This is a genomic window from Metabacillus sp. KJ11-3 (genome assembly GCF_055808295.1).
The window spans coordinates 1,008,544-1,032,492 of the sequence record NZ_CM147865.1 but is presented as its reverse complement, the minus strand read 5'-3'; the positions used below and the strand labels follow the sequence as shown (position 1 = coordinate 1,032,492).

The following is a 23,949-nucleotide window of genomic DNA, read 5'->3' as shown; positions in this document are numbered from 1 at the left end:
TTACAGCTCAGATCCCCTTTCATCTATATGAACGTTCCGATCCAGGGCCTAGGTAACCTGAATACGAAACGATGCCCCAATGTTATCTATAGTGTAGCCATTCAATTTAAAATTATTTGTGAGTAATCAAGGCAACACTGGAAAGAAATAGCCTTTGTTAAGTAGAAGATAATGTAGATTTTTTTAGTGTAATCGCTTATACTAAATATGATATAGGAGGGGTAAACGTGAACGAATTTGAAAAGAACGTCCAAAGTAAGCGTAATGATGCTGTCGATTCAGGTGTAGGATTTGTTGTCTCATTTGGATTCTTCGCGACAATTTTCATTATTGCTACTGTTGTAAAACTAATTGCTACATAACTATGAATGACTACATAAGAGACTGCTCCGTGCAGTCTCTTTTTTCTTTCTATTTTACTTCATCATATGGAGGATGAATTGAAAAGGTTCCACTTGTTCCAATAAATTCATATAAAATTCCTCCATGTAAATCAGTCCTATATATTTTAATACCTCGACTTTTTAGTTTTTCAATTACCTCAAGATGAGGATGTTGATATCTGTTGTTATATCCTGCAGAAATAACAGCTACAGAGGGTGATAAAGCATCTAGAAACTGCTCAGATGTTGAACCCTTACTCCCGTGATGACCAACTTTTAGAACATCAGCTTGTATGCGCGGGTATTTTCTAAGAAGTTTTTCTTCACTACCATGTTCAGCATCACCTGTAAATAACCACTCGACTCCTCCTAATTCTGTCCACAAAACAAGAGAATCATCATTTTTACTGTCAGTTAGCTCCTGAGGGGATACGATATAAAAAGGAAAATCATTAAACATCAACCGATCACCGGTCCTCACAACCTCCACATTAATATTGTTTTCATTCGCTATATCTATCACCTTTTTTTCAACATCACCTCTTACAAACCCTTCCGGGACAATCAGGTCCTCAATCTTTATTTGATTTATGAGTTCAACCGCCTCACCAATATGGTCAACATCACCATGGGTTAGAAATAGACCATCTATTTTGGTTATCCCAATTGATTTTAAATACGGTATTGTTATGTTTTTTACAAGAGAATATGTGCTTTTTGTTTTTTCCCATTCTTCTTGCGGAAAAGAAATTCTCCCACCTGTGTCAATCAGGAAAACCCCCTTATTAAATGGCAATTGTATTAACACTGAATCACCTTGTCCTATGTCGATAAACATAACCTTCCCATATGGATTCACATGAGATGAAGAAACTTGAAAACTAAATAACAATACTAAAATTCCTACAGAATGACAGATTTTATGTATTGTAACTCTTTGTTCTATTCTAAGAAGAAGAAAATATGTTCCAAGACAATATAAGAAGATAAAAATAATAGACGGTCTCCCAGTTACCAGTGTTGAAAAAGGCAATTGCAACACATACAATACAAATTGATGTGAATATGAAAGAATACTATCAAGTAACGAAACAAAAATAGTACCGAAAGGAGGAAAAACGACGATGAAGAAAGTAGCGGCAATTGACAGTGGTAAAATAAGGTATGAATAGAATGGAACAAACATCATATTTAAAGGTAAACTAATTAGTGAAACTTCAAAAAAATGGAATAACAAAAGTGGTATAGAGCAAAGTTGTGCAACGGATGAGACGATGGTTAATACAACTATAAAGTTTTTATATTGACTGATTAACTTTGCAGAGAGTAATAAACCTAGACTGACAACAAAAGATAATTGGAATCCCACCTGAAATAGATAATACGGATTAAAAATAAGTAAAAATAAGCAAGTAAAGCTTATGACATCAATAGCCGGGATCTTTAAACGGAAGATCTTAATAAGAAAATAAAGTATTACCATAAAAGATGCACGAATAACAGAGGGAGATCCACCTGTTATGACCATATATATTGGCAATAATACAAGCAAGATCAATCTCGCTCTTTCATGAGTAACTCCACAATAAATCATACCATAATATACTCCACCTACTAATATAGCTACATGAAGGCCGGAAATGGCAAGTAAATGGACAATACCTAAGGATTGGTACCCTTTTTCAACCTCCTCATCAATTAATTGCCTTTCACCAAATAATAATGCTTGAACAATTCCCTCTGATGAAGGTGGAAAATGAAGTTCAATTAATTCCAACCCCTTCAATCGAATTTGTAATAAAAAAGTATCCACTTTTAACTGTCTTGGTGAATAACATCTCTCAATTTTTTCGACTTTATATTGCCAATGAATATGTTGGTCATGAAGGTATTGCTTATAATCAAATGCGTTTGGCATTGTTGCTGCTTTTGGTGTATGTAACCCTCCTTTAAAAACGCATTGATCACCCGGCTTTAGTTTTTCCACCACTTCTTTTTGCTCTATTGATTCTATCGTATATTGAAAAGTTAGCTTTTCTTTGTCCTCATTTTTCATCAGTCCCTTTAGTTGGTTTCCATCAACACTTGGTATGGATATTATTTCACCTAGTGTAAAATACTCCCCTTCAGTTAGACTTGATTGATTATGTTTTTCTGTAACTGTATAAAGAAAAATAAAGAAAAGAATGGTTAAAATATGAAGAATTACGTGAATAGGTTTGAATTTAAGTAAAATATAAAGAAGGAATAATAGAGTGAAACATAAAGAAAACGGATGAAATTGTAAACGGCATAATGATAGTGATAAGGAAGCAGAAATTGCGAAGAAAAGTAACTGACCTTTAATATGCAACACCTCTACAATATTTTTATGTTAAGTTTAAGTCAAGTAGAGAAGGAGGACTAATACTCCAGCTCTACTTGACCTTTAATTACTTATGACAGTAATTGATCAGCCTTGTTTCGAAGAGCTTGTACTACATCATTATCTGTATTTGATTCAGATAGCTTATTAAGTAAATTTAAGATTAGTTCATCTTTATCCTTATCAGCCTCACTTTTTGTCTTTTCAAATTTGACAAATTCTATTTTGACATCCGCCTGTTCAAAAAGTTCAATAGCATAAGGATGGTTTTTATAATCAGTTGCATAATAAACGGTTTTTATACCTGCTTGAATTAGTGCTTTACAACATTGTAAGCAGGGAAAATGAGTAACATAAATTTCAGCGCCTGCTGTCGGCACTCCGAATTTCGCACATTGCAAAAGAGCATTCATTTCTGCATGAATTGTTCTTACACAATGATTCTCAATCACATAACAGCCCTCATCTGAACAGTGTACGCCTCCTGCAATTGACCCATTATATCCTCCCGCAATAATACGTTTATCTCTAACAATTGTTGCTCCAACAGCTAATCTTGTACAAGTGCTTCTCATTGCCAAAAGATGGCTTTGAGACATAAAATATTGATCCCATGAAATACGGCCCATGATGTTATCCCCCTACTCGACATTTTTCTTTCTATAGTGTATCTGCAATACTAAATATTCGTCAATTTAAACTTCCTAAATAATCATTTAACCGAAATTTCTTCACGTAATTTCTCAAAAGATTTGTCTCCAATTCCAGTTACTTTGAGAAGGTCTTCAATCTTTGTGAAAGGCCCTTGTTCCTCGCGATAAGAGATAATTGCCTCCGCTTTAGAAGGGCCTATTCCTGTAAGTGTTTGAAGCTCCTCACTAGTTGCAAGATTAATATTCACCTTTTTTTGAGAGGGGTCTTCAGCAACATTTTGTGAGATAAAGGGATTTTCTTTTGTTTCTCCTTTAATAGGGATATAAACCACCATTCCATCCTGTAGGGGTGAAGCTAAATTAACGGCTAATTCATCAGCTTTTTCACTTAATCCTCCCGCCTCTTGAATAGCCTCATACACTCTGGCATCCTGAGGAACCTCATAAACGCCCGGTTTTAGTACAGCTCCCTTTATATCAATAACAATTGAAGTACGTTCCTCTCCATTATCAACGGGTTCCTTTTCATTTAAGGAAATGGTTTCTTCAAATTCATTCTTGTCCATTTCTTCTATCTTAACTATTTCAGATTTCATAGGTTCCATAGCGTAAAAATAATAAAAACAACAAACAATTAACACACTTATACAAATGATGATCATCCATTTTTTGTTTATTTGTAAATTCACGATTTCAAACTCCTTATTAATAAATCATTAGAAAATTTTTCTGTATTTTCAAGTCCTAATGGTGAAGACTTCGTTTTTCTTATACTATCATCAATAAAATTTTATACTTCTGATAGTATAAAATAACATTTCATATCATATCGTGTAGGAGAGAATTGCATTCTAAGGAGGGGATATACTTTGAATGTAGGTTTTGTTGGAACAGGGAACATGGGGAGAATACTTATTGAATCATTCGTTGAGTCGGGTGCAATTAGGCCCTCATTCATTTATATGACAAATCGAACAATCACAAAGGCAGAGGTGATAAAAGAAATATATCCAAAGGCAAATGTGATGGAAACAGCTGAGGAAGTTGTGAAAAGGTCTGATTTAGTTTTTATTTGTGTTAAACCATTGGATATACACCCCCTATTAAAAAAACTGGACCATCTTTTAACACCAAACAAGTGTATCGTATCAATAACAAGTCCATTAAGTGTTGAGCAGTTAGAGTCTCTTGTTCATTGTCAAGTAGCCCGTGCTATTCCTAGCATTACAAATCGAGCTTTCTCAGGAGTTTCCCTACTCACATTTGGTAACTCATGCCATAAAGAGTCTCAAAGAACCATCGAAGAGCTTTTTGAACAAATTTCAAATCCTGTTCAAATTGAAGATGATATTACAAGGGTTTCATCTGACATTGTTAGCTGTGGCCCAGCATTTTTCAGTTATCTTCTTCAACGTTTTGTTGATGGGGCTGTAGCAGAAACGAATATTTCAAAAGATCAAGCAGTTGTATTAGCTAGTGAAATGATTATTGGAATGGGTAAATTACTTGAAACAGAATTATACACATTACCTACCTTACAAGAGAAAGTATGTGTAAAAGGTGGAGTAACAGGAAAAGGAATAGAGGTACTTGAAGAAAATGTTGGTGATATGTTTGAGAAAATTTTTCAAGCAACACATAAGAAATTCGCTGAAGATCTTGTAGAAGTTTCAGAGCAGTTTAGTAAAATACCAAATAAGTAATTCTACTTAGGAATGATAAACTCCTTTATTTATTTAACATTTTTTTAAAAAAGGTGAACTCACTTAAAATGAGTTCACCTTTTTTTACAAATAAAAAATACTCTCTCCGTCATATCATTAGGCTCTTTATTTAATTCGAAGTCTCCACAAATGTTTACTATTTCAAAAGAGGCCCCTTTTAACCAAAGTGAATATTGTTCGATAGAAAAGGTACGCTGATAGTGAAGCTCATCATAGCGTTCATAATATTCATCTCTTTTCACAAAAAAAGTCATATCATGTTCAATACTATTCGGTTCATCACCTAAAAAGGAATTCCAAATAAAACTTACCTCTTCATCTTGATCAGTAAATGTTGCATTTGCAAATACATTGTGAATTTTATGTAGTGAATGGATATCAAAAATAAATAATCCATCATTTTGAAGCTGTGAATGCACAGCTTCAAACGTTGCTTGTACATCCAGTTCTGTCTCTAAATAATTAAGGGAATCACAACAAATTGTGATGACATCAAAGGGGGTAGGGAAATCCGTTAAATGTCGCATGTCCTGCTGAAGAAATAAAATGTTTGCTTTGTTCTTTTCCGCTTTTGACTGCGCGACAGCTAACATATCCTCGCTAAGATCAACACCTGTTACTGACAGCTGTTTATTTGCTAATAAAACCGCAATTTCTCCTGTTCCACAACCTACATCTAATAAGGTTGATGCCCCCGTGTGATAGAGCGAAATCGATTCTTCAATAATATTTACCCACTGTTCATAGGGAGCATCCTTCATTAACTGATCATAAATATAGGCGAAGCCTTGATAGATCATTGCTCAAGCTCACTCACAAGATCTTCAATAGGAGCATCTCCCCATAGACGTTCTAAATTATAGTAACTTCTCTCATCTTTATGAAACACATGTGCCACTACATCACCTAAGTCGATCAATATCCAACGTGCCTCATCAAACCCTTCAAGTCTTCTTACATGAATTCCGTTTTCTTCAGCTTGTTCTTTCATTTCTCTTGCAATGGCCTGTACTTGTTTGTCTGAGTTACCATGACAAATAAGAAAATAATCAGCTATTAATGAAATCCCATCCATATTGAGTGCAACCAGATCCTCTGCACGTTTACTATCAGCTGCTTTTGCTACGATTGTTAAAATATCTCTGCCAGTCATTAACTTGTTTTTCCTCCTTTTAATACTAACGAATTGTATGTCTCTATCGTGTCCGGATATACGGCATGATTTTTTTCAGTAAAAATATCATTGTATTTTGCAAAGATTTTAAAAGAGCTTGATTTAAGCTGGTCTCTGCAAGTTCTCTCACTTCTTCTACCCCTGGAAAATGTCTTCCCGGTTCTATATAGTCTGCCACATAAATGATTTTTTCAAGCATTGTCATATTTGGCCGACCGGAAGTATGATATTTTATGGCCTGTAAAACTTCTTTATCCTTTATCCCTACTTCTTTATTAACTAGATATGCCCCAACAGGTGCGTGCCAAAGCTCACTATTATGCTTTAATAAAATTGCCGGCATATCCTGTTCTTTAATGATTTTTTCCATTTCTTCTTTCGGTCTAAATTTAGCGTAATCATGAAATATGGCTGCCAGTTCCGCCTTTTTGACGTCTCCCCCATATGTCTTGGCAAGCCGGATAGCCGTCTCCATCACACCTAGTGTATGAACATATCGATGCTCTGTTATTTGTTCAGCTACAATTTTTAAGGCTTCCTCACGTTCCATATAATTTATTCTCCTCAATATATCTTCTCACATCATCCTGTATAAGAAATTCTGTATTTCCACCTTTTCTGAATCGTTCTCTTAACATTGTTGAAGACACCTCAAACTGAGGTATTTCAACCTCCAGTACTGGATAAGGTGTGTTTGTTTGATACCCACTTCTCTTCACACCGACAAAGGTGACCAATTTGATCACTTCATCGATTTTATGCCAGTTTGGCAAATACTCAATCATATCTGCTCCAATGATAAAATAAAACGTATGTTCAGGAAATTCTTCACGTAGCAATCTTAATGTATCATATGTATAAGATGGTCCTTCCCGTTCTAATTCAATTGTATTAACTGAAAAGTCCGGGTAATCCTTTACAGCAACTTTTATCATATTAAGCCGATGATCACTGTTAGTAAAATGATCCAGTTGTTTATGAGGAGGAATTTGATTCGGAATAAACCATATTTCTGAAAGTGCAAGAGCATGCTGTACTTCACTGGCAATTAATAGGTGGCCAAGATGAGGCGGATCAAAGGTACCACCTAAAATACCTATTTTTTTGACATCCTCATACCCCCCTATTTGTTAATTAGGTAGTCGAATTTGTTTATTTTCTTTGGATTCTTTATATATTACAATCGTGTTTCCAATAATTTGAACAAGATCTGCACCTGTTCCATTAACAATTTCTTCAGCCACCGTATTTTTATCATCTTCACAATTTTGCAACACAGACACTTTAAAAAGCTCGCGTGCTTCAAGCGCATCTGATAATTGCTTAATCATATTTTCATTGACCCCACCTTTACCCACCTGAAAAATTGGATTTAAGTGATGAGCTTCTGAACGCAAAAAGCGTTTTTGTTTTCCTGTTAACATGATGTACCTCCTAGTTGGTTATATACAATTTTTGTCATTTTTTCGATTGATGGAGCTTGTTTTGTCCATATCTTGAAAGCTAGAGCTGCTTGATGTACGAACATACCAACACCAGTATGAACAGTTAACCCAAGCTCCTCCGCTTCTATCAATAAAGCCGTATAAATTGGGTTATAAATGATATCACTAACAATTGCAGTCTTTTTAGCATTTTTTAGTGATAAAGGTTTCTGATGGATCTGAGGATGTAATCCGACGGCAGTTGTTTGGATAATAATGTCGTAGTTTTCAATAACACCCTCCGCTTCCTGTATAGTTAACGCATTGCTATTATTCGTAAAAGGACACTCTTGAATGAGCTCTTCAGCTTTTGAAATTGTACGGTTAGAAATATCAATATCCCTACAACCTTGGTGAGTAAGAGCAAGAAATATCCCTCTTGCTGCACCCCCAGCGCCAATAATTAGAATTTTATGATCTGAGATCGGTTTTTTGATCATTTCTTTTAGAGATTCAACATATCCATTTCCGTCTGTATTGTGTCCAATTAATCGACCATTGTCATTCACTACAGTATTCACTGCACCTGCTATCTTTGCTGTTTCATGCAGTTCATCTAAGAATGGAATAATAGAAATCTTATGTGGAATCGTAACATTAAATCCTTTAACCCCTAATAACTTTAAAGCTTTAACAGATTCCTTTAAATCTTCGGGTTCAACATGAAAAGCATGGTAATGATGTTCCATGTTTTTTTCTTTAAAAGCATCATTATGGATTGCCGGTGACATTGAATGCTCGACCGGACATCCAATCAGTCCATATAAATTCCCCATCCTCAACTCTCCCTAATTAAATTAGCGATTTTCTCAGTGTAACATTTACTCCTTTTGGAGCATAAGCAACGATTTTTTTACCAGGATTATTGACTGTAACCCATCCTAAACCTGAAAAGACAACATCTGTTTTTCCTTCATGAATCGTTAATTCATGAGGAACTAACTCCGGAAACGATTCTACATCATCTTTTCTTGGAGGTGTTAAAAGTTCTCCGACATGTTTTTCATAAAGGGAATCAGCATTCTCCAGTTTAGTTCGGTGAATAATCAGCTCAGTTGGAATATAACATACGAGTGCTTCTCTTTCACCTGATACATAATCCAATCTTGCCAAGCCGCCAAAATATAAGGTTTGTCGTTCATTTAATTGGAATACTTTTGGTTTAATTTCCTTTTTAGGACTTAATAGCTTTAGGTCGCGTTTATCAACAAAGTGTGCCATCTGATGGTGATTAATAATACCAGGTGTGTCATACAAGGAAGCTCCATTGTCCAGAGGTATTTCAATTAAGTCTAATGTTGTTCCCGGATAATGTGATGTTGTAATAACATCATTAACGCCTGCAACTTCTTTAATCATTCGATTTATAAATGTTGATTTCCCTACATTTGTACAACCCACAACATAAACATCTTGTCCATTTCGATATTCATCAATTAATTCGGCCACTTCTTTTATCCCATGTCCTTTTGCTGAGCTTACTAAACAAACATCAATCGGTTTTAACCCTAGCTCTTTTGCTTCTCTCTTCATCCAGTTAATCAGCTTTTGTTTTTTTACTGATTTAGGTAAAATATCGCTTTTATTCCCTATCAATAAAATTGGATTTCCTTTTACAAATCGTTGAATTCCCTGTAACCAACTACCACTGAAATCAAAGATATCTACAATTTTTACAATTAATCCTTTTGTTTCACCAATACCATGTAAAATCTTTAAAAAGTCATCATCTGTTAGTGAAACATCCTGAATTTCATTATAATTTTTTAATCGGAAACACCTTTGACAGATGATATCCTCTTTTTCTAAAGCACTTACTGGAGCATATCCAAGCTTGTCAGGATCTTGTGTTTGAATCGAAACACCACACCCTATACATGAAAATTGCTGTTCAGACACGTTTTATTCCTCCCATTGAATCATACCTTTACGTTTCAAATTAGCCATTATCTTGCGTTCAATTCTGCGGTTTATTCTAGTGAAAAACCCATCTGTAGAAGCAACTGGAACGACCAAAATGGTCTGAAATCCATTACGATTTCCACCTAATACATCTGTTAAAAGCTGATCTCCAATTACAACAACCTCTTCTTTTTTCAAGTTCATATCTTTAACAGCTTTTAAAAACGCTCTACCCATTGGTTTTCTAGCCTTATAGATAAAAGGAATTTTATGAGGTTCTGAAAATGCTTTTACACGTAATTCATTATTATTAGATACAATGGTTATTTTCATATCAAGGTCCTTCACTTCTTTAAACCACTCAATTAGTTGTGGGGTAGCATCTGGTCGATCCCATTCAACAAGAGTGTTATCTAAATCTGTAATAATACCCTTTATTCCGCTTTCCTTTAATTTCATAGGAGATATATGAAAAATACTTTTTACATAATCTCCAGGTAAAAATAACTGTAGCATGAGTTTTAACACCTCATTATCATTTTTTTGCCAACTTACATCATATCGAATTTATTTCATTCTTTCAAAACAAAATTAAAGTATATGAAAATTCAACACAAAAAATCACAAAAACTTTTCGACAATTTCCGACCACCTTCAACACTTGTGGATAATATTATACACAATATCCACCTTGTAATACCTCATTTTAATCACCTTATAAACAATATACCCACAATTTATCCACTGTTAATTGTGGATAACAGAACGGTTGTTCTCACTTTTGATTTCTGTTAGATTTAAGTTAATAACAAAATATAACATTTTTTTAATGTCTTATATCCGAGATCAACATGTATAAGACCATAACAAAATGTTAGGAGGTGGAGAGCCAAGTACTTGGCCATTCATATGCGTAAACTTTCTGACGAACTACTAATTGAATCTTACTTTAAAGCGATCGAAATGAAACTAAATGATGATTTTATAGAATTAATTATGATTGAAATTAAACGCCGTTCTTTGGGACATGTGTTAAAAGCTTCTTCTTAAAGCTTAACACTGTCGCCAGACGGCTTTTTTTCATTCTTTATACTTTGTCCATTCTGTTTTTACACTACTCTTTTAGCTTTATATGTAAGATCTAATTTGTGAATGTTATTATACCATTTGTTGTGAAGCACCACTATCTTTAATTCCTTTCAGACAAGAAATTAACCAGCAATCAACTTTAGTATAAAAGCCTTCAGCAACTTCTTGAAGGCTTTATCATGTTATTTTTTATTTAACGAAAATGATTGTAATAATAATAACCTCCACCAATAACAAGCAACAAAATTAACAAAACTACAATAAACGCATACCAATATCCATACCCTGCCGTACCAGCTGCAGGGTAATACGGGTATGGCGCTGGTCCATATGGTGAATAACCATACATCTGTTTTCCTCCTTTAATAGTCCCTTTTTTATATTACTATGTATGTAACCTAATAAAAGCGTAGGCTGTTACCCTACATCGTCCAAAAAACTCACAAATGTGAGAATATAAAATAGTTGTGTAAGAAAAGAATCTGAATAACTTTCATTGGTACAGACACAAACAAGCTTTCTTCAACATACACATGACTTATAGGCACGCGCCTAGATTATGTTTTTAGTGGAGGTGGGGGTATGACAGGGCTCATAACAGCACTAGGCTTCTTTGTAAAAGAATTAGTGTTCTTAGTATCTTATGTAAAGAACAATGCCTTTCCACAGCCTTTGTCTGCTACAGACGAAAAAAAGTATCTACAAAAAATGTCTGAAGGTGATGAGTATGCTAGGAACTTGCTAATTGAACATAACTTGCGACTCGTTGCTCATATTGTGAAAAAGTTTGAAAATACCGGTGAAGATTCTGAAGACTTAATATCGATCGGAACAATCGGGTTAATTAAAGCGATTGAAAGCTATTCACAAGGTAAAGGAACAAAACTTGCTACTTATGCTGCGCGTTGTATCGAAAATGAAATCCTTATGCATTTACGTGCCTTAAAAAAGACTAAAAAAGATGTCTCTTTACATGACCCTATCGGTCAAGATAAAGAAGGAAATGAAATCAGTTTAATTGATGTTCTAAAATCTGAAAACGAAGATGTAATTGACACTATTCAGTTAAATATGGAATTGGAAAAAGTTAAGGAATACATTGATATACTGGATGGTAGGGAAAAAGAAGTCATTGTCGGAAGATTTGGACTTGATTTAAAGAAAGAAAAGACACAGCGTGAGATCGCAAAAGAACTCGGTATTTCAAGAAGCTATGTATCAAGAATTGAAAAACGCGCCTTAATGAAAATGTTTCATGAGTTTTATCGTGCAGAAAAGGAAAAGCGAAATCGGTTAAAAGAAAAATAATACTTAAATAATACTTAATAGAAGAAGGACACATTCAATTGTGTCCTTCTTTCACCTTTTCTTGCAATTCACTCTTCTATTGAACTTGGCTAGGCAGTGTCCTTCTCAACAATTAAATGTAGCAGTAATTCGATTTTTAACATATTCATCGCCTCCGGTATTTTAAAATTTAACATCATTTACATGTTGTGAAAGTTCTCAAATTGCTTCGTTTTTACTTCTTCCATTCTTTTTTGGATCTCTTGATCATGTTGTATATCCGTTTTGGTTTTCTTTTTTTAGAAACAGAAAGTGTCAGCGTAATAAAGAATAAGTTAATTGTCATGTGTATCACCTCCTTTAAGTTATTTAACACCTTATCAGGCTGCCAAATCCTTAGAGGATTCATGAATAATCTTTGTGATGTGATCTCTTAATGACTAAAAAAACAAAACACGCCACAGGGCAACCTGCAGCGTGTTTAAATAACCATATAATACGCCACAAGGATTCAAATCATCCCGAGGCGTGTGTTTTGCTGATCATAATACAATCAATTTAAGTAAATAAATTAAGATACACCATTTCGGTCGATAAGAATGATTAAGTTGTTGTTATGTGAATTTGTTAGCATGTTCATGTCCTTCGACCTCCTTTTATTATTTACTATCACAATGGTAATTATATCCACGATTTCCAATTATGTAAATACACAATAAAAAGTTTATATATTCAGACAATTAGGATTAGCTTTATATCAATAAAAAAACCAATCTCATATAAATGAAATTGGTTTTTAACATATTTATTTGTTTTCTGTTTCATTTAATTGTTTCTTATATTTTAACGACATTCTGAAGCTTCCAAAAGCTCCAATTAAAAATAGTATGGTCGTAATCATTAAAACAATATCATACATAGCATGCTTTCCTTGATCCGGCAAAACGACACCTATATATAAAAATACGCTTGCTGCTAAAAGAACAAATGCATAATTTTTAAAATCTGTTACTAACGTTTGTAATGCTTTTTTACTCATATAATCACCTACTAAATGTGTTATATATAAACCATAACACAGCCTAGCAGACTATTAACCAAGTAAATTAACCCAAAGGTGGGATAATTTTTTACATAATGACTCAAATGGTTGAGAGCTTGCTCAACGATTAAAGTCATTTTGAAAATTTAGATCGCTTCAACAATTTTCAAAACTAAGTCAGCTGAATGTTTAGCTGCTTGGTCTAAAAATTGATCAAATGAAACATTTGATTCTTTACCAGCGATGTCTGATAACGCTCTAATGATCACAAATGGTACTTCAAATTGATGACAAACTTGTGCAATTGCTGCTGCTTCCATTTCACCTGCATAAAGGTCTTGAAACTTACTTCGTATAAAATCTACTTTAACAGGATCATTTAAAAATGAATCACCTGTCACGATTAACCCTTTAGCTACTTGAATATCGGTAATTTCTTCAGCTTTTCTCACAGCAATTTCCACAAGCTTTTGATCTGGAGTAAAGGCTGCAGGTAATCCCGGTACTTGTCCATATTCATAGCCAAATGCTGTTACATCCACATCATTGTGGCGTACTTCAGAGCTAATAACAACATCACCTACATTCAGTGACGAATGGAATCCACCAGCAGAACCGGTGTTAATTACGTAGTCAGGTTTATAGCGGTCTAATAATAATGTGGAACTAAGAGCAGCATTAACCTTTCCAATACCAGACTTAAGGAGAATGATGTCAACTCCATTATATATACCAGTAGTAAATTCACTTCCAGCAATTATTTCTTGCTCCCGATTATCCAATTTATCTCTTAAGATTGTTACTTCCTCTTCCATTGCTCCAATAATGGCAATTTTCATCTTACTCAATCCTTTCATATGTATCTTTGTACATTCAAGTTATCTCTTTCTATCTCCACATAGAAGTTTACCTATTTCATTTGTTCAACGCAAGGTTAATTGACTTACATGTATGTTTTGTTAGTATTTAATAAAGAAAAAGATATTGAGGTGTCGAACATGGATTTTTATTTAGACTTATTAAAAGACAAAGTTGAATTTTTTGAAGCAACATCTATTAAAGACCTAGAAAAAAAGATAAATGATCAAATCGTAAATAACCAGGCTATTTTGTTACATGTGCATTCTGTTTCCCATCAGATGTTTGTTACGGAAGAAGGCAAAAGAATATATAGTGCTGTCGTTCACTTTAAGGCCAAAATCTAGAACATAATAAATGTGCATCTCCACGACGATACTTGCACGTCCTGTGCTTGGGGACTAGGCACTGGAGCTGGACTAAAACTTAGTATAAAACTTTATCCTTTCTTACCTTGAAAAAAGGAGCTTCTACGTATTAAACGTAAAAGCTCCTAGTTTATTTAACTTTGTTTTTCAATTTTCGTTGGCATCCAACCTTGATTCTCAACCCAGGTAATATATACTTTATATTTTGCAGATTGATCTTTAGGTGAGATCGTACCTACTGCATCATTCGGGCTACCATTATTTTCAAGGCGCCAAATAATCATTTCTGCTTCAGGAATTCCGGTTGCATAACTAAGAGCTTTTGTCATTTCTTTCCAATCCTGTGAATTCTTATCATATTTTGCTGAATGAGGCTCAGATTGTGAGGTACCTACAGGCTCCCATGCTGGATTTTCAATTGTTTCAGCAACACCTGAACCAGGCTCTCCTTCAGTAATCGTTGCTTGCTCAAAAGGATCTTCTGTACTTTCTTTCTCAGCGGTATCATTGTTCTCTGTTTCCTCAGAACCTTCTTCCCCTTGGTCTTTAGAAGCTTCATCATGCTCTACTTCTGCTTCATCATTTTCATCGGTTTCAGCTGCAGGCTCTTTGGAACTTTCTTCATCACTTGCAAGTTTTATATCAGGCTGTTCATTATATTTTGCTGTTTTTTCAGATTGATTTGCCCCAAGGATAAGTTGTGATCCTATCACAAATATTAGAACCAGCACAATCCCTATTAATGCGTTTAACACAATATTCGTTTTTCTTTTTTTATCTCTTTTTTCATAACGAGAGGTGCTAAATTGATTATTACTCAATGCCCTACACTCCTTTTTATCCCTATACCTTCAGTCTTCATTCTAGCATTTCGAAGATTTTCTATCTAGTCGTATCATAAATCCTAATTGAAAAGATTACTACACCTAAACTAGTTTTTTCGTTCGTCAATTTTAGACATTTCATTTACAATATCATAAAAAGCGGCATTAGTACCAGCCTCAGCACTGGTTGTATCCATCTCCACAACTACTAATGCATATTTTGGTTGACCTGATGGAAAATAACCAGCAAACCACTTATTATACAACGTTTGATCATTTTCATTTGATTTACCTGTTTGAGCAGTCCCTGATTTACCTGATACCTCCATAGGAGATGTTTGAAACCTTCTTCCTGTCCCCTCAGAATCTGTCACAACCAATCTGAGCAGCTTTTGAAGCTTAGCAGCTGTCATGGGAGATATGGTATCTCCTTCTAAAGAATTAGACGTAAATGAATACATTTTGGTTCCATTTTTATATAATATATTTTTTACGATTTTCACTTGTTGTTTATGTCCGCCTCTTGCTATAGTTGCCATCATATTTGCAATAGAAAGAGGGGTAACTTTTACATCTTTTTGCCCAATAGCGGTTTGATCAATAGCTCTAAGGACATGTTTATCTTTATCATCACTCCAAATATTACCTGTTTTTTCATCGGGAAATTGCTTAAAGTTTTCATAATGGAATACTTCACCAGTCCATCCGACGGGATTGATTAAGCCCATTTTGCTTGCTGTATCTTCAATAACATGTTGATCTTTCTCCATTAATTCTCTAGCTAATGTTGTAAATGTGTAATTACAGCTTTTCGCAAAGCTTCTTTCAAAGGTAAGTTGTCCATCATCTTGTCCGCCATCTGCTTCACCGTGTAAGTTTAAACTGCAGTTAAACTGTCTTGTAGGATCATCTAAACCATATTCGATAGCTGCAGCAGAAATGACTGTTTTAAAAATAGAACCTGGAAAAAGGGGCTGAAGCATTTGATTTGATAGTGTTCTTGAATCAGATCGATTTAAACTTGGTTTACTAGCCATTGCTAATACTTCATTATTTTCTATATCAAGTAAAACAAGTCCCCCTTTCTCAATATTTTGTTGTTCTAACACATCTTCAGCCATTGTTTGTACTTCCTTATCAATTGTTGTTTCAACTGTTACAGGATAAAATGGATTTGAGTCAGCAATATATTTGACGTTAATACCAAATAGAGGATGGCCGTCTCCATCTACATGATAAAGCAGCTTTGTTTCTGCATCTGGTAACAAAAATTCATCAAATGCTTCTTCAAGCCCGGTCACACCAATTTTTGTTTTGTAGGATAAGTCTGTACGGTCAGGGTATTTCACTCTTAATGCCTCTGCATTTTCACCAACGATCCCAATAACATGTTCTCCTATTGTCTCGTCTAACTTTGTTTGCTGATAAATACCGAAAACGCCAGGAATTTCTAGTTCATTAATTTTTTCAAGTTCTGATGCTGTTAATGAAACACCATCTTTACTTGATAACACGATCGGCTCTTTCGTGTCACTAACTAATCCTTGTAATTTATTACTGGAAATTCCAACAATTCTTGAAAGGTCCTCAGAAGGCCACTTCGTCTCCTTTAAAAATGGAAAAAGAACCAATGAGGGTTCTGCCTGTTTTTGAAGCGGATCACCATTTTTATCAACAAAACGTCCCCGTCCATCATCAATCATGACTTCTTGTGTTCTTTGATTAACACTCTCCTGCACAAGATTAACACCTTTTTTAGAAAAGGATTCTGTATTTATTAATTGAATATCTGCTAAGCGATATAAAAAGAATGTTAATACCACTAAATACATAATACCAAAGAAAATAAATCTCTTATTTTGTAACATCGTTCCCTCCATTGAGGTCCGATCTTTCCCTTATTATTCCTCGAAAAGAGGAATAAAAAAGAAACACCTCGTCATCATTTTTGACGAGGTGTTTCTGATATAAACATTTTATTAACTAATATTCACAATTTTCACAAGCATTTCTCCACCAGGTGTTTGAACTGTTACTTCATCTCCTACTTTTTTACCAAGTAAACTTTTAGCAATTGGAGAATCATTCGAGATTTTACCTTCAAATGGATCTGCCTCGGCACTACCTACAATTGTGTATGTTTCTTCATCGCCATCTGGAAGCTCAGTAAAAGTAACTGTACGTCCAAGTGATACTGAACTTGTATCAGCTTCACCCTCAATTATTTTTGCATTACGAATCATATTTTCTAAGGTTGTAATTCGCCCTTCAACAAATGCTTGTTCTTCTTTCGCTGAATCATACTCAGAGTTCTCAGAAAGATCTCCGAAGCTACGCGCGATTTTTATTCTCTCTACAACTTCTTTACGTTTAACCGTTTTCAAATATTCAAGCTCCTGTTCGAGCTTTTCTTTACCTTCTCTAGTCATTGGAAAAACTTTTTCTTGTGCCATGTTTATTCCACTCCTTCTAGTAGACTTCCCGGTCGTACTGAGTCATTCATGCTATTCTTTACCCTTTTGCTTATGTATTAACTAAACATTTACATGATTAAGTAAAAAATTTTTAAGCTTTTAACCCTTTATCGTTTATCATAGTATGTAAAAAGTAAGGGCAACAATGTGCCCCGCTATTTTATATAAACGATGCTTTTAAAGAAAGCTAGATAATATTTATTACTTATACATAATATGATCACAGTAGACTTTATCTATGCTATGTTATTACAAAATTGCATTTAGTTCAAGAATTGTTTGAATTTTTGTTACCATTAAGTCAATTGCAACGTGATTTTGCCCACCTTCAGGGATAATAATATCAGCATATCTCTTTGTAGGCTCGATAAATTGGTTATGCATTGGCCTTACAACTGAAATGTATTGTTCAATAACCGAATCAATTGAACGGCCTCTTTCTTTGATATCACGAAGAATTCTACGAATAATTCGTAAATCAGCATCTGTATCAACAAATAGTTTGATATCCATTAATTCACGTAAGCGCTCGTCTTCTAAGATGAGGATACCTTCAAGAATAATAACATCTTTTGGTTCCACGATAATAACATCTTCAGATCTAGTATGCAATGTATAATCATAAACTGGTTTTTCAATTGAATTATGTTTCATTAATGCATTTAAATGTTCAATTAATAAATCATTATCAAATGCAAGGGGATGGTCATAATTTGTATTTAACCTCTGCTCAAATGGCAGATGACTTTGATCTTTATAATAAAAATCCTGTTCCAGCATTAAGATTGAATGACCTTTAAAATGCTCGTAAATTGCCTTTGTCACGCTTGTTTTTCCTGAGCCTGAACCTCCAGCAACCCCTATTACAACCGGATTCTTCGCCATTATTTTTAGAACCCCTTTCGCATCATGTTGTTTACGAAGACGGGTTTATCTACTTTAAAAGTCACAATTTGTAGTGGATGGCGAGCTGCATCTAGCTCTTTTCCATCTTCATCCCAAATCTTCTCAATTGTTTGTGTAAAGTTCTCGATTTCCGGACCAAAGAATTCAACTGTTTCACCTATTTTAAAGTGGTTACGTTGCTGCAGGGTAACCATTTGTGTATCTTTGTTATAATCTAATACAAGTCCGGCAAAATCATACTCGGTTTTCTTACTATGCTCGCCAAACATTTGTTGTTTATAGCCAGGAACTCCTTCAAAAAAGGCAGAAGCTGTTTCTCGGTTAGCACATTTACTAAGTTCTTTTAACCATTCAGGGTTTATCTCAAAGTTCTCAGGATCAGCACAGTAAGCATCAATGACTTTACGATAGACACTCACAACTGTAGCAATATAGTGAATTGATTTCATTCTTCCTTCAATCTTTAAACTGTCAATTCCAAGTTCAATCATTTTAGGAATAGATTCAATTAAATTTAAATCCATCGGACTCATTGCAAACGATGCATCATCTTCATTGAATAAAGCCACTTCTTGATTGTTTTCAAGCTTAAACAAGTCATAGTCCCAACGACATGACTGACAGCAACCGCCGCGGTTTGAGTCACGTGCAGTCATATGGTTACTTAATGTACAACGTCCGGAATAAGCAATACACATTGCACCATGGATAAAGGCTTCAATCTCAATATCAACCTTTTCTTTCATTTCCTTTATTTCCTCAGCACTTGTTTCACGAGCTAAAACGACACGCTCTAATCCTTCTTCCTTCCAAAACTGGACAGCTTTCCAGTTTGAAAGAGATTGCTGTGTACTTAAATGAACTTCAAGTTTCGGTGCCACACGACGGCATGTTTCGATGATAAGCGGGTCAGCAACAATAATTCCTGTTACACCTGCATTCTGTAATCCTATTAAATATTCATCAAGTCCGTCCATGTTTTCATTATGTGCAAAAATATTAGTTGTAACATAGATTTTCGCTCCATATTTATCAGCGAATTGTACACCTTCTGCCATTTCCTCTAAAGAAAAATTACCGGCATTTGAACGAAGACCATATTCCTGACCTCCAATAAATACAGCATCCGCACCATAATGAACGGCAATTTTCAACTTTTCTAAATTTCCTGCTGGAGCTAATAACTCTGGCTTCTTCGTTATTACACGTTTTCCATCGATGATTGTAGATATTTTATCTATAACTGTCGTCACTTTTTTCACTCCCTTTTTGCACTACAACTATTCAAATTAATAAACGGTTTCTTTAAAGAAAAAGCCTGTATCTAAAGAGCGGTTCTTCGCTTGTATGTTTTCGATTTCTTCTAAAAGTACATCTTTTGCTTCTTCGTACTTCGCATTGTCCTCAACATAAAGATCGATCGCTTTTCTATACTTTTTTGTGACCTCTATAATATAGTCTGATGTTTGTAATACTCCATCAATCTTGAAGGAGTCAATTCCTGCGTCAATCATATCTCCAAGCTCATCAATGATACAGATATCATTTGGACTCATAATATGTGTTCCATTCACATCTTCAAAGATTGGATATTTATTATCCCTTTCAGGATCAAATAAAAACATCATTTCCTTGGTATCTGTACGGTTTTCCACTTTTAATGCCTTACCTTGATACTCAAAATAATTACCTAAAAGTGTGCGCTTGGATTGGAACATGCATGTCATCCCGTGTACCTGTACCTCAATTTCAACCTCTGCATGGTCTTTTGTTTCAATAATGGAATCCATACTTAATTCACGTGCTAGTATTGCACGCTTTGCACCTTTTCTCCCCCAATAATTGCATGTATACCAGTTTGTTGCTGTTGTTTCAGTGTTCCAATGAAGGTTTAAATCAGGTGCCACTTCTTTTGCTGCCATTAAAACAGCCGGATCACCAAACACAACTGCGTCAGGACTTACTTTTGTTAAAAAGGATAAATAGTTTTCTATATCTTCGATTGCTTCGTTATGGAAAATAGCATTCATGGCAACATATACTTTTTTATTATGATGATGAGCAATTTCTATTGCTTGTTTCACTTGGTCTCTTGAGAATTCTCCTGCAAGGCGCAGCCCAAATCTTTGTTCTCCAATCATAAACGCATCTGCACCAGCTTCAATCAATGGAAGAACATCGTTTACTGATTTAGGTGTAACTAACAATTCTGGTTTTTGCATTTTTTCACACCTCGTTTATTTCATTTTCTTTGTTACTGCAATTCCATCGCCAACAGGTATAATCGTTGTATGATATCCTTCTAAAGTTGAAAGCATTTGATTATACTCATCCAGCTTTCGAACAAGAGTACGCTGCCTTCTCGTTTTAAGTTCTGAACGATCTCGGGCAACAGTTCCTTTAAATAACACGTTATCTGAATAGATAATGCCATCTTCAGCCAACATTGGTTCATATAATGCAAAAAACTTCTTATATTTTGCTTTTGTAGCATCTATAAATAACGCGTCAAATGGTCCATATTGTTTGACTTCTTCTGAAATAGAAAGAGCATCACCTAAAAAGGTTTTAATTTTGTTTTCTAAACCTAATTCATGGATATGTTTGTTCGCTTGGTGATACCGTTCCTCATCAAGCTCAACCGTAACAATTTGAGTTTGGGGCAAATGTGCCGCCATTCTAATGGCTGAATAACCAATCGCTGTTCCAATTTCAAAAATTCTCTTTGGCTGCTGCATGGATAAAAGTAAAAGCAAAACCTCAATACCAACCTTCTCCATTATTGGCACTTCATGTTGTTTCGCAAACTCTTCCATTTGCTTAATGTAGGGTGATGATTTCGGTATTAAATTTTCTACATACGTAATAACATCTTGATCTAACATGATTGCCCTCCTGTTCATGTATTGCAATCATAAACCTAAGTTTCTTTTGCTTACATTAAATCACAAATGGTAAACACTAAAAAGAAGAGCCTCATTCATAGAGAACTCTTGTTCAAAAATTATAAAAATCGTCGTCCAACTAACAACTCGATATATTTTACCACAACAAGAAAGGGAATGCGAATAGAATAACTGCGTTCCCTTTCTTATTTCTAAAAACGACATTTAGTTGTTTGTAATATATTTACTTTTAGCTTTATTATGCTCTTCGAGTGTTTTTGTAAAGATAACTTCTCCATCACCTGTTGCAAGGAAATATAAGAAATCTGTATCTTCGGGAGCTAGAGCTGCCACAAATGAAACTTCACCTGCATTAGCAATCGGTCCTGGTGGAAGTCCCTTATTTTGATACGTATTATACGGAGATTTCACTTCAAGATCTTCATATAATACTCGATCTTTGTGTTCTCCCAACGCATATAAAACGGTTGGATCTGTTTGTAAAGGCATATTTACGTCAATTCGGTTATAAAAGACACTTGAGATCTTTTCGCGATCTGCTTTTTCTGTCGCTTCTTCTTCAATAAGCGAAGCCATTGTAACGAATTCATGGACACTCATTTTTTGTTCCTGAAGCTTTGGAATATACTTTGCTACAATCTCGCTTGTTTTTTTCACCATTGGTTCTATCACTTCTTCAATGGTTGGTTTTTCTTTGTAATATGGATAAGTTGCCGGAAACAAATATCCCTCAAGAGCATATTTCACATTTTCCCCATAAATATCATCTGTTAAAAGATCAGGGTATTTTGCTTTCATCGAGTTAATAAATTCTTTATCTGTTAATGTTGCAAGAATCTCTGTTTCCTCAAAATCAGTATGATTTGCAATAATTGACGCAATCTCGGTTAATTGTCGACCTTCTGGGATTGTAATCTGAAAGGCTGCTTCACTTAGCAATTTTCCTTCTTTAAGACTTGTAATAATGTCCTTAAAAGTCATAGATTTGTTTAATTTATAATCTCCAGCTTGGAAGCCTGACTCATTTTTAAACTTTATATAATACTTAAATACCCGGTCATCCTTAATAATGTCATGCTCTTCCAGAATTCTTGAGATAGCTGATACAGATGAACCAATTGGTATTGTGACTTCTATTGCTGTCTGATCATTAGGATCTACTGGTTCTAGAGAAGATTTTATATATAGATAACCGCCTCCGATTATTCCTGAAAAAGCAATAATAAGAATAATAAAAACGGTTAATACAATTCTTCTAACTACCTTTGCCTCACTTTGTTTTTGCATTAGGTTTTTACGGAATGTATCCTTTTTCGGATCTTCAGACATATATATCCCCCTTTCACCCCATTATTATACTACAATGTTCTGGACGATTCGGCAATAAATTACATGATTTATGGAAATCACACCTACTTTTGTACCGGAAAGGAAAAAAGGTGCAAAGGAGATGTTCTCCCTTGCACCTTTTCGTTCGTTCTTATTCTTCCTCTTCGTCAAGAAATGTGTTTAACATTTCTTCAATTAAATCCCACTCTTCATCTGTTTCAACCGGCTCTAATTCTCCATCTTCACCATTCGCGTGTGGATTAAAGCTTGAAGCATGAATTTCAATTTCTTCATTATCATCTTCATCTGCTCCAACCGGGTAATAAAGTACATATGATTTTTTGAATTCTTCAGATTCAAAAGTGAATAATACTTCACATAATTGTTCATTTCCGTTTTCATCGATAACTGTAATTTGTTTTTCTCCGTGATCCATGTTTTCACCTCATGATTTGTTTTGTCTTTCTAGTTTAGACTATCTAAATAGCCCTGCAAGATCATCACTGCTGCCATCTTATCAATGACTTGCTTTCTTTTTTTCGGCTAACGTCAGCAGAAATCAGCATTTTCTCGGCTGCCATTGTGGTTAAGCGTTCGTCCCATAAAATTACAGGAAGATTAAACTTTTTTGTCAATATTTCAGAAAACCTTTGACTTGCTTCAGCTCTTGGGCCTATGGTTCCATTCATATTTTTGGGCATACCGAGTACAATTTTCTCTACGCTGTGCTGTTCGATAATATCAGAAAGCCTTCCTAATTGATAGTCTCGACTTTCCTCATTAATTTTAATCGTTTCAATTCCCTGAGCAGTCCAGCCCAGTTCATCACTCACTGCGACTCCAAGTGTTTTGGAGCCTAAATCTAATCCTAGTATTCGCATATTATGCCTCTCGGTTTTTTTGTAAGTAAGACTTAACTAGCTCCTCAATTAATTCATCTCTCTCAAGCTTGCGAATTAAATTCCGGGCATCACGATGTCGTGGAATGTAGGCAGGATCACCAGAAAGTAAATATCCTACAATTTGGTTTATAGGATTATACCCTTTTTCCTGTAACGCATCGTATACAGTATAAAGAACTTCGTTTACATTCGTTTCGACCGTTTCATCAGAAAAGTTGAATTTCATTGTTTTATCAAATGAACTCACCGTTCGCACCTCTTTCTCAGATTCATAATGGG

28 protein-coding genes and 2 pseudogenes are annotated in these 23,949 nt (G+C 34.8%); 5 read left to right on the top strand and 25 right to left on the bottom strand.

The features are described from left to right. Positions 1–227: 227 nt before the first annotated feature. Positions 228–362 (top strand): YqzM family protein, encoded by a 135-nt coding sequence (locus AC0L8O_RS05280; protein ID WP_078432397.1) that lies wholly within the window; start codon positions 228–230, stop codon positions 360–362. A 49-nt stretch (positions 363–411) separates the two neighbouring features. On the opposite strand, the gene AC0L8O_RS05275 is transcribed toward AC0L8O_RS05280, so the two are convergent. The 3 genes from AC0L8O_RS05275 to AC0L8O_RS05265 all read right to left on the bottom strand — a co-directional run bounded on the left by AC0L8O_RS05275 (position 412) and on the right by AC0L8O_RS05265 (position 4,090). Further along, on the bottom strand, positions 412–2,736 hold the full coding sequence (locus tag AC0L8O_RS05275; RefSeq protein ID WP_473446868.1) for a DNA internalization-related competence protein ComEC/Rec2: 2,325 nt from the start codon (positions 2,734–2,736) through the stop codon (positions 412–414). 83 nt (positions 2,737–2,819) lie between these two features. Beyond that, the gene (locus AC0L8O_RS05270; protein ID WP_473446867.1) at positions 2,820–3,377 is read right to left on the bottom strand and encodes a ComE operon protein 2; all 558 of its coding nucleotides are present in this window, start codon (positions 3,375–3,377) and stop codon (positions 2,820–2,822) included. Positions 3,378–3,460: 83 nt separating this feature from the next. Continuing rightward, the gene (locus AC0L8O_RS05265) at positions 3,461–4,090 is read right to left on the bottom strand and encodes a helix-hairpin-helix domain-containing protein (RefSeq protein WP_473446866.1); all 630 of its coding nucleotides are present in this window, start codon (positions 4,088–4,090) and stop codon (positions 3,461–3,463) included. Positions 4,091–4,270: 180 nt separating this feature from the next. On the opposite strand from AC0L8O_RS05265, the gene comER reads away from it, so the two are divergent. Further along, positions 4,271–5,104, top strand: coding sequence for a late competence protein ComER (comER, locus tag AC0L8O_RS05260; protein WP_473446865.1), 834 nt, complete (start codon positions 4,271–4,273; stop codon positions 5,102–5,104). Positions 5,105–5,178: 74 nt separating this feature from the next. Here comER and AC0L8O_RS05255 read toward each other — a convergent pair whose 3' ends face one another. The 8 genes and pseudogenes from AC0L8O_RS05255 to AC0L8O_RS05220 form a co-directional block, all read right to left on the bottom strand. Continuing rightward, positions 5,179–5,925 (bottom strand): class I SAM-dependent DNA methyltransferase, encoded by a 747-nt coding sequence (locus tag AC0L8O_RS05255; protein WP_473446864.1) that lies wholly within the window; start codon positions 5,923–5,925, stop codon positions 5,179–5,181. After that, positions 5,922–6,278, bottom strand: a complete 357-nt coding sequence (rsfS, locus tag AC0L8O_RS05250) for a ribosome silencing factor (RefSeq protein ID WP_078432402.1) — start codon at positions 6,276–6,278, stop codon at positions 5,922–5,924. Before rsfS ends, AC0L8O_RS05255 begins: the two co-directional genes overlap by 4 nt. Next, a pseudogene (yqeK, locus tag AC0L8O_RS05245) lies at positions 6,278–6,849 on the bottom strand (bis(5'-nucleosyl)-tetraphosphatase (symmetrical) YqeK). The gene rsfS and the pseudogene yqeK overlap by 1 nt, the downstream one beginning before the upstream one ends. Beyond that, positions 6,839–7,426, bottom strand: coding sequence for a nicotinate-nucleotide adenylyltransferase (locus AC0L8O_RS05240; RefSeq protein WP_473448677.1), 588 nt, complete (start codon positions 7,424–7,426; stop codon positions 6,839–6,841). Before AC0L8O_RS05240 ends, yqeK begins: the two are co-directional and overlap by 11 nt. Before the next feature lie 3 nt (positions 7,427–7,429). After that, complete coding sequence (gene yhbY, locus AC0L8O_RS05235) at positions 7,430–7,723, bottom strand: ribosome assembly RNA-binding protein YhbY (RefSeq protein WP_473446863.1); 294 nt, start codon at positions 7,721–7,723, stop codon at positions 7,430–7,432. Beyond that, positions 7,717–8,559, bottom strand: a complete 843-nt coding sequence (gene aroE / locus AC0L8O_RS05230) for a shikimate dehydrogenase (RefSeq protein ID WP_473446862.1) — start codon at positions 8,557–8,559, stop codon at positions 7,717–7,719. The genes yhbY and aroE overlap by 7 nt, the downstream gene beginning before the upstream one ends. A 16-nt stretch (positions 8,560–8,575) precedes the next feature. Then, a complete protein-coding gene (gene yqeH, locus AC0L8O_RS05225; RefSeq protein ID WP_473446861.1) occupies positions 8,576–9,682 on the bottom strand; it encodes a ribosome biogenesis GTPase YqeH in 1,107 nt (368 codons plus the stop codon). 3 nt (positions 9,683–9,685) lie between these two features. Continuing rightward, positions 9,686–10,201 carry a YqeG family HAD IIIA-type phosphatase gene (locus tag AC0L8O_RS05220; protein WP_473446860.1) on the bottom strand — a complete coding sequence of 172 codons (516 nt, stop codon included), beginning with the start codon at positions 10,199–10,201 and terminating at the stop codon, positions 9,686–9,688. Positions 10,202–10,594: 393 nt separating this feature from the next. Between AC0L8O_RS05220 and sda the strand changes: the two genes are divergently transcribed. After that, the gene (sda, locus tag AC0L8O_RS05215; RefSeq protein WP_026558670.1) at positions 10,595–10,735 is read left to right on the top strand and encodes a sporulation histidine kinase inhibitor Sda; all 141 of its coding nucleotides are present in this window, start codon (positions 10,595–10,597) and stop codon (positions 10,733–10,735) included. A gap of 232 nt (positions 10,736–10,967) precedes the next feature. On the opposite strand, the gene AC0L8O_RS05210 is transcribed toward sda, so the two are convergent. Beyond that, complete coding sequence (locus tag AC0L8O_RS05210; RefSeq protein ID WP_198025657.1) at positions 10,968–11,123, bottom strand: hypothetical protein; 156 nt, start codon at positions 11,121–11,123, stop codon at positions 10,968–10,970. Between the two features lie 233 nt (positions 11,124–11,356). On the opposite strand from AC0L8O_RS05210, the gene sigK reads away from it, so the two are divergent. Then, on the top strand, positions 11,357–12,082 hold the full coding sequence (gene sigK / locus AC0L8O_RS05205) for an RNA polymerase sporulation sigma factor SigK (RefSeq protein WP_026558669.1): 726 nt from the start codon (positions 11,357–11,359) through the stop codon (positions 12,080–12,082). A gap of 784 nt (positions 12,083–12,866) precedes the next feature. Here sigK and AC0L8O_RS05200 read toward each other — a convergent pair. Together AC0L8O_RS05200 and mtnN are read right to left on the bottom strand one after the other, a co-directional pair. Then, the gene (locus AC0L8O_RS05200; RefSeq protein ID WP_473446859.1) at positions 12,867–13,100 is read right to left on the bottom strand and encodes a YrhC family protein; all 234 of its coding nucleotides are present in this window, start codon (positions 13,098–13,100) and stop codon (positions 12,867–12,869) included. 149 nt (positions 13,101–13,249) lie between these two features. Beyond that, positions 13,250–13,942 (bottom strand): 5'-methylthioadenosine/S-adenosylhomocysteine nucleosidase, encoded by a 693-nt coding sequence (gene mtnN, locus AC0L8O_RS05195; protein WP_026558667.1) that lies wholly within the window; start codon positions 13,940–13,942, stop codon positions 13,250–13,252. 159 nt (positions 13,943–14,101) lie between these two features. Between mtnN and AC0L8O_RS05190 the strand changes: the two genes are divergently transcribed. Further along, on the top strand, positions 14,102–14,308 hold the full coding sequence (locus AC0L8O_RS05190) for a DUF2536 family protein (protein WP_473448674.1): 207 nt from the start codon (positions 14,102–14,104) through the stop codon (positions 14,306–14,308). A gap of 155 nt (positions 14,309–14,463) precedes the next feature. On the opposite strand, the gene AC0L8O_RS05185 is transcribed toward AC0L8O_RS05190, so the two are convergent. The 11 genes and pseudogenes from AC0L8O_RS05185 to AC0L8O_RS05135 all read right to left on the bottom strand — a co-directional run bounded on the left by AC0L8O_RS05185 (position 14,464) and on the right by AC0L8O_RS05135 (position 23,917). Further along, on the bottom strand, positions 14,464–15,150 hold the full coding sequence (locus AC0L8O_RS05185) for a YrrS family protein (RefSeq protein WP_473446857.1): 687 nt from the start codon (positions 15,148–15,150) through the stop codon (positions 14,464–14,466). Between the two features lie 110 nt (positions 15,151–15,260). Continuing rightward, positions 15,261–17,021, bottom strand: a complete 1,761-nt coding sequence (locus tag AC0L8O_RS05180; protein WP_473446856.1) for a peptidoglycan D,D-transpeptidase FtsI family protein — start codon at positions 17,019–17,021, stop codon at positions 15,261–15,263. A 111-nt stretch (positions 17,022–17,132) separates the two neighbouring features. Beyond that, on the bottom strand, positions 17,133–17,606 hold the full coding sequence (greA, locus tag AC0L8O_RS05175) for a transcription elongation factor GreA (RefSeq protein ID WP_026558663.1): 474 nt from the start codon (positions 17,604–17,606) through the stop codon (positions 17,133–17,135). A gap of 270 nt (positions 17,607–17,876) precedes the next feature. After that, entirely contained in the window at positions 17,877–18,512 is a 636-nt protein-coding gene (gene udk / locus AC0L8O_RS05170) for a uridine kinase (RefSeq protein WP_473446855.1), read from the bottom strand. Positions 18,513–18,517: 5 nt separating this feature from the next. Continuing rightward, a complete protein-coding gene (locus AC0L8O_RS05165) occupies positions 18,518–19,786 on the bottom strand; it encodes a peptidase U32 family protein (protein ID WP_473446854.1) in 1,269 nt (422 codons plus the stop codon). Between the two features lie 36 nt (positions 19,787–19,822). After that, positions 19,823–20,755, bottom strand: coding sequence for a peptidase U32 family protein (locus AC0L8O_RS05160; protein ID WP_473446853.1), 933 nt, complete (start codon positions 20,753–20,755; stop codon positions 19,823–19,825). A 15-nt stretch (positions 20,756–20,770) separates the two neighbouring features. Continuing rightward, entirely contained in the window at positions 20,771–21,418 is a 648-nt protein-coding gene (locus AC0L8O_RS05155; protein WP_473446852.1) for an O-methyltransferase, read from the bottom strand. A 225-nt stretch (positions 21,419–21,643) separates the two neighbouring features. Further along, positions 21,644–22,768 (bottom strand): endolytic transglycosylase MltG, encoded by a 1,125-nt coding sequence (mltG, locus tag AC0L8O_RS05150; RefSeq protein ID WP_473446850.1) that lies wholly within the window; start codon positions 22,766–22,768, stop codon positions 21,644–21,646. 151 nt (positions 22,769–22,919) lie between these two features. Then, complete coding sequence (locus AC0L8O_RS05145) at positions 22,920–23,204, bottom strand: DUF1292 domain-containing protein (RefSeq protein ID WP_026558657.1); 285 nt, start codon at positions 23,202–23,204, stop codon at positions 22,920–22,922. A gap of 29 nt (positions 23,205–23,233) precedes the next feature. After that, positions 23,234–23,649 (bottom strand): annotated as a pseudogene (gene ruvX, locus AC0L8O_RS05140) (Holliday junction resolvase RuvX). A 1-nt stretch (position 23,650) separates the two neighbouring features. After that, positions 23,651–23,917, bottom strand: a complete 267-nt coding sequence (locus tag AC0L8O_RS05135) for an IreB family regulatory phosphoprotein (protein WP_026558655.1) — start codon at positions 23,915–23,917, stop codon at positions 23,651–23,653. Between the last annotated feature and the right edge of the window lie 32 nt (positions 23,918–23,949).

Coding starts and splice junctions, on each gene's coding strand:
- sda (WP_026558670.1), top strand. CDS start 10,595: ATGCGTAAACTTTCTGACGAACTACTAATTGAATCTTACTTTAAAGCG.
- AC0L8O_RS05190 (WP_473448674.1), top strand. CDS start 14,102: ATGGATTTTTATTTAGACTTATTAAAAGACAAAGTTGAATTTTTTGAA.
- AC0L8O_RS05210 (WP_198025657.1), bottom strand. CDS start 11,123: ATGTATGGTTATTCACCATATGGACCAGCGCCATACCCGTATTACCCT.
- greA (WP_026558663.1), bottom strand. CDS start 17,606: ATGGCACAAGAAAAAGTTTTTCCAATGACTAGAGAAGGTAAAGAAAAG.
- AC0L8O_RS05160 (WP_473446853.1), bottom strand. CDS start 20,755: ATGCAAAAACCAGAATTGTTAGTTACACCTAAATCAGTAAACGATGTT.
- AC0L8O_RS05155 (WP_473446852.1), bottom strand. CDS start 21,418: ATGTTAGATCAAGATGTTATTACGTATGTAGAAAATTTAATACCGAAA.
- aroE (WP_473446862.1), bottom strand. CDS start 8,559: ATGGGGAATTTATATGGACTGATTGGATGTCCGGTCGAGCATTCAATG.
- AC0L8O_RS05180 (WP_473446856.1), bottom strand. CDS start 17,021: ATGTTACAAAATAAGAGATTTATTTTCTTTGGTATTATGTATTTAGTG.
- AC0L8O_RS05270 (WP_473446867.1), bottom strand. CDS start 3,377: ATGGGCCGTATTTCATGGGATCAATATTTTATGTCTCAAAGCCATCTT.
- AC0L8O_RS05220 (WP_473446860.1), bottom strand. CDS start 10,201: ATGCTACAGTTATTTTTACCTGGAGATTATGTAAAAAGTATTTTTCAT.
- AC0L8O_RS05200 (WP_473446859.1), bottom strand. CDS start 13,100: ATGAGTAAAAAAGCATTACAAACGTTAGTAACAGATTTTAAAAATTAT.
- AC0L8O_RS05255 (WP_473446864.1), bottom strand. CDS start 5,925: ATGATCTATCAAGGCTTCGCCTATATTTATGATCAGTTAATGAAGGAT.
- udk (WP_473446855.1), bottom strand. CDS start 18,512: ATGGCGAAGAATCCGGTTGTAATAGGGGTTGCTGGAGGTTCAGGCTCA.
- mtnN (WP_026558667.1), bottom strand. CDS start 13,942: ATGAAAATTGCCATTATTGGAGCAATGGAAGAGGAAGTAACAATCTTA.
- rsfS (WP_078432402.1), bottom strand. CDS start 6,278: ATGACTGGCAGAGATATTTTAACAATCGTAGCAAAAGCAGCTGATAGT.
- AC0L8O_RS05145 (WP_026558657.1), bottom strand. CDS start 23,204: ATGGATCACGGAGAAAAACAAATTACAGTTATCGATGAAAACGGAAAT.
- yhbY (WP_473446863.1), bottom strand. CDS start 7,723: ATGTTAACAGGAAAACAAAAACGCTTTTTGCGTTCAGAAGCTCATCAC.
- sigK (WP_026558669.1), top strand. CDS start 11,357: ATGACAGGGCTCATAACAGCACTAGGCTTCTTTGTAAAAGAATTAGTG.
- mltG (WP_473446850.1), bottom strand. CDS start 22,768: ATGTCTGAAGATCCGAAAAAGGATACATTCCGTAAAAACCTAATGCAA.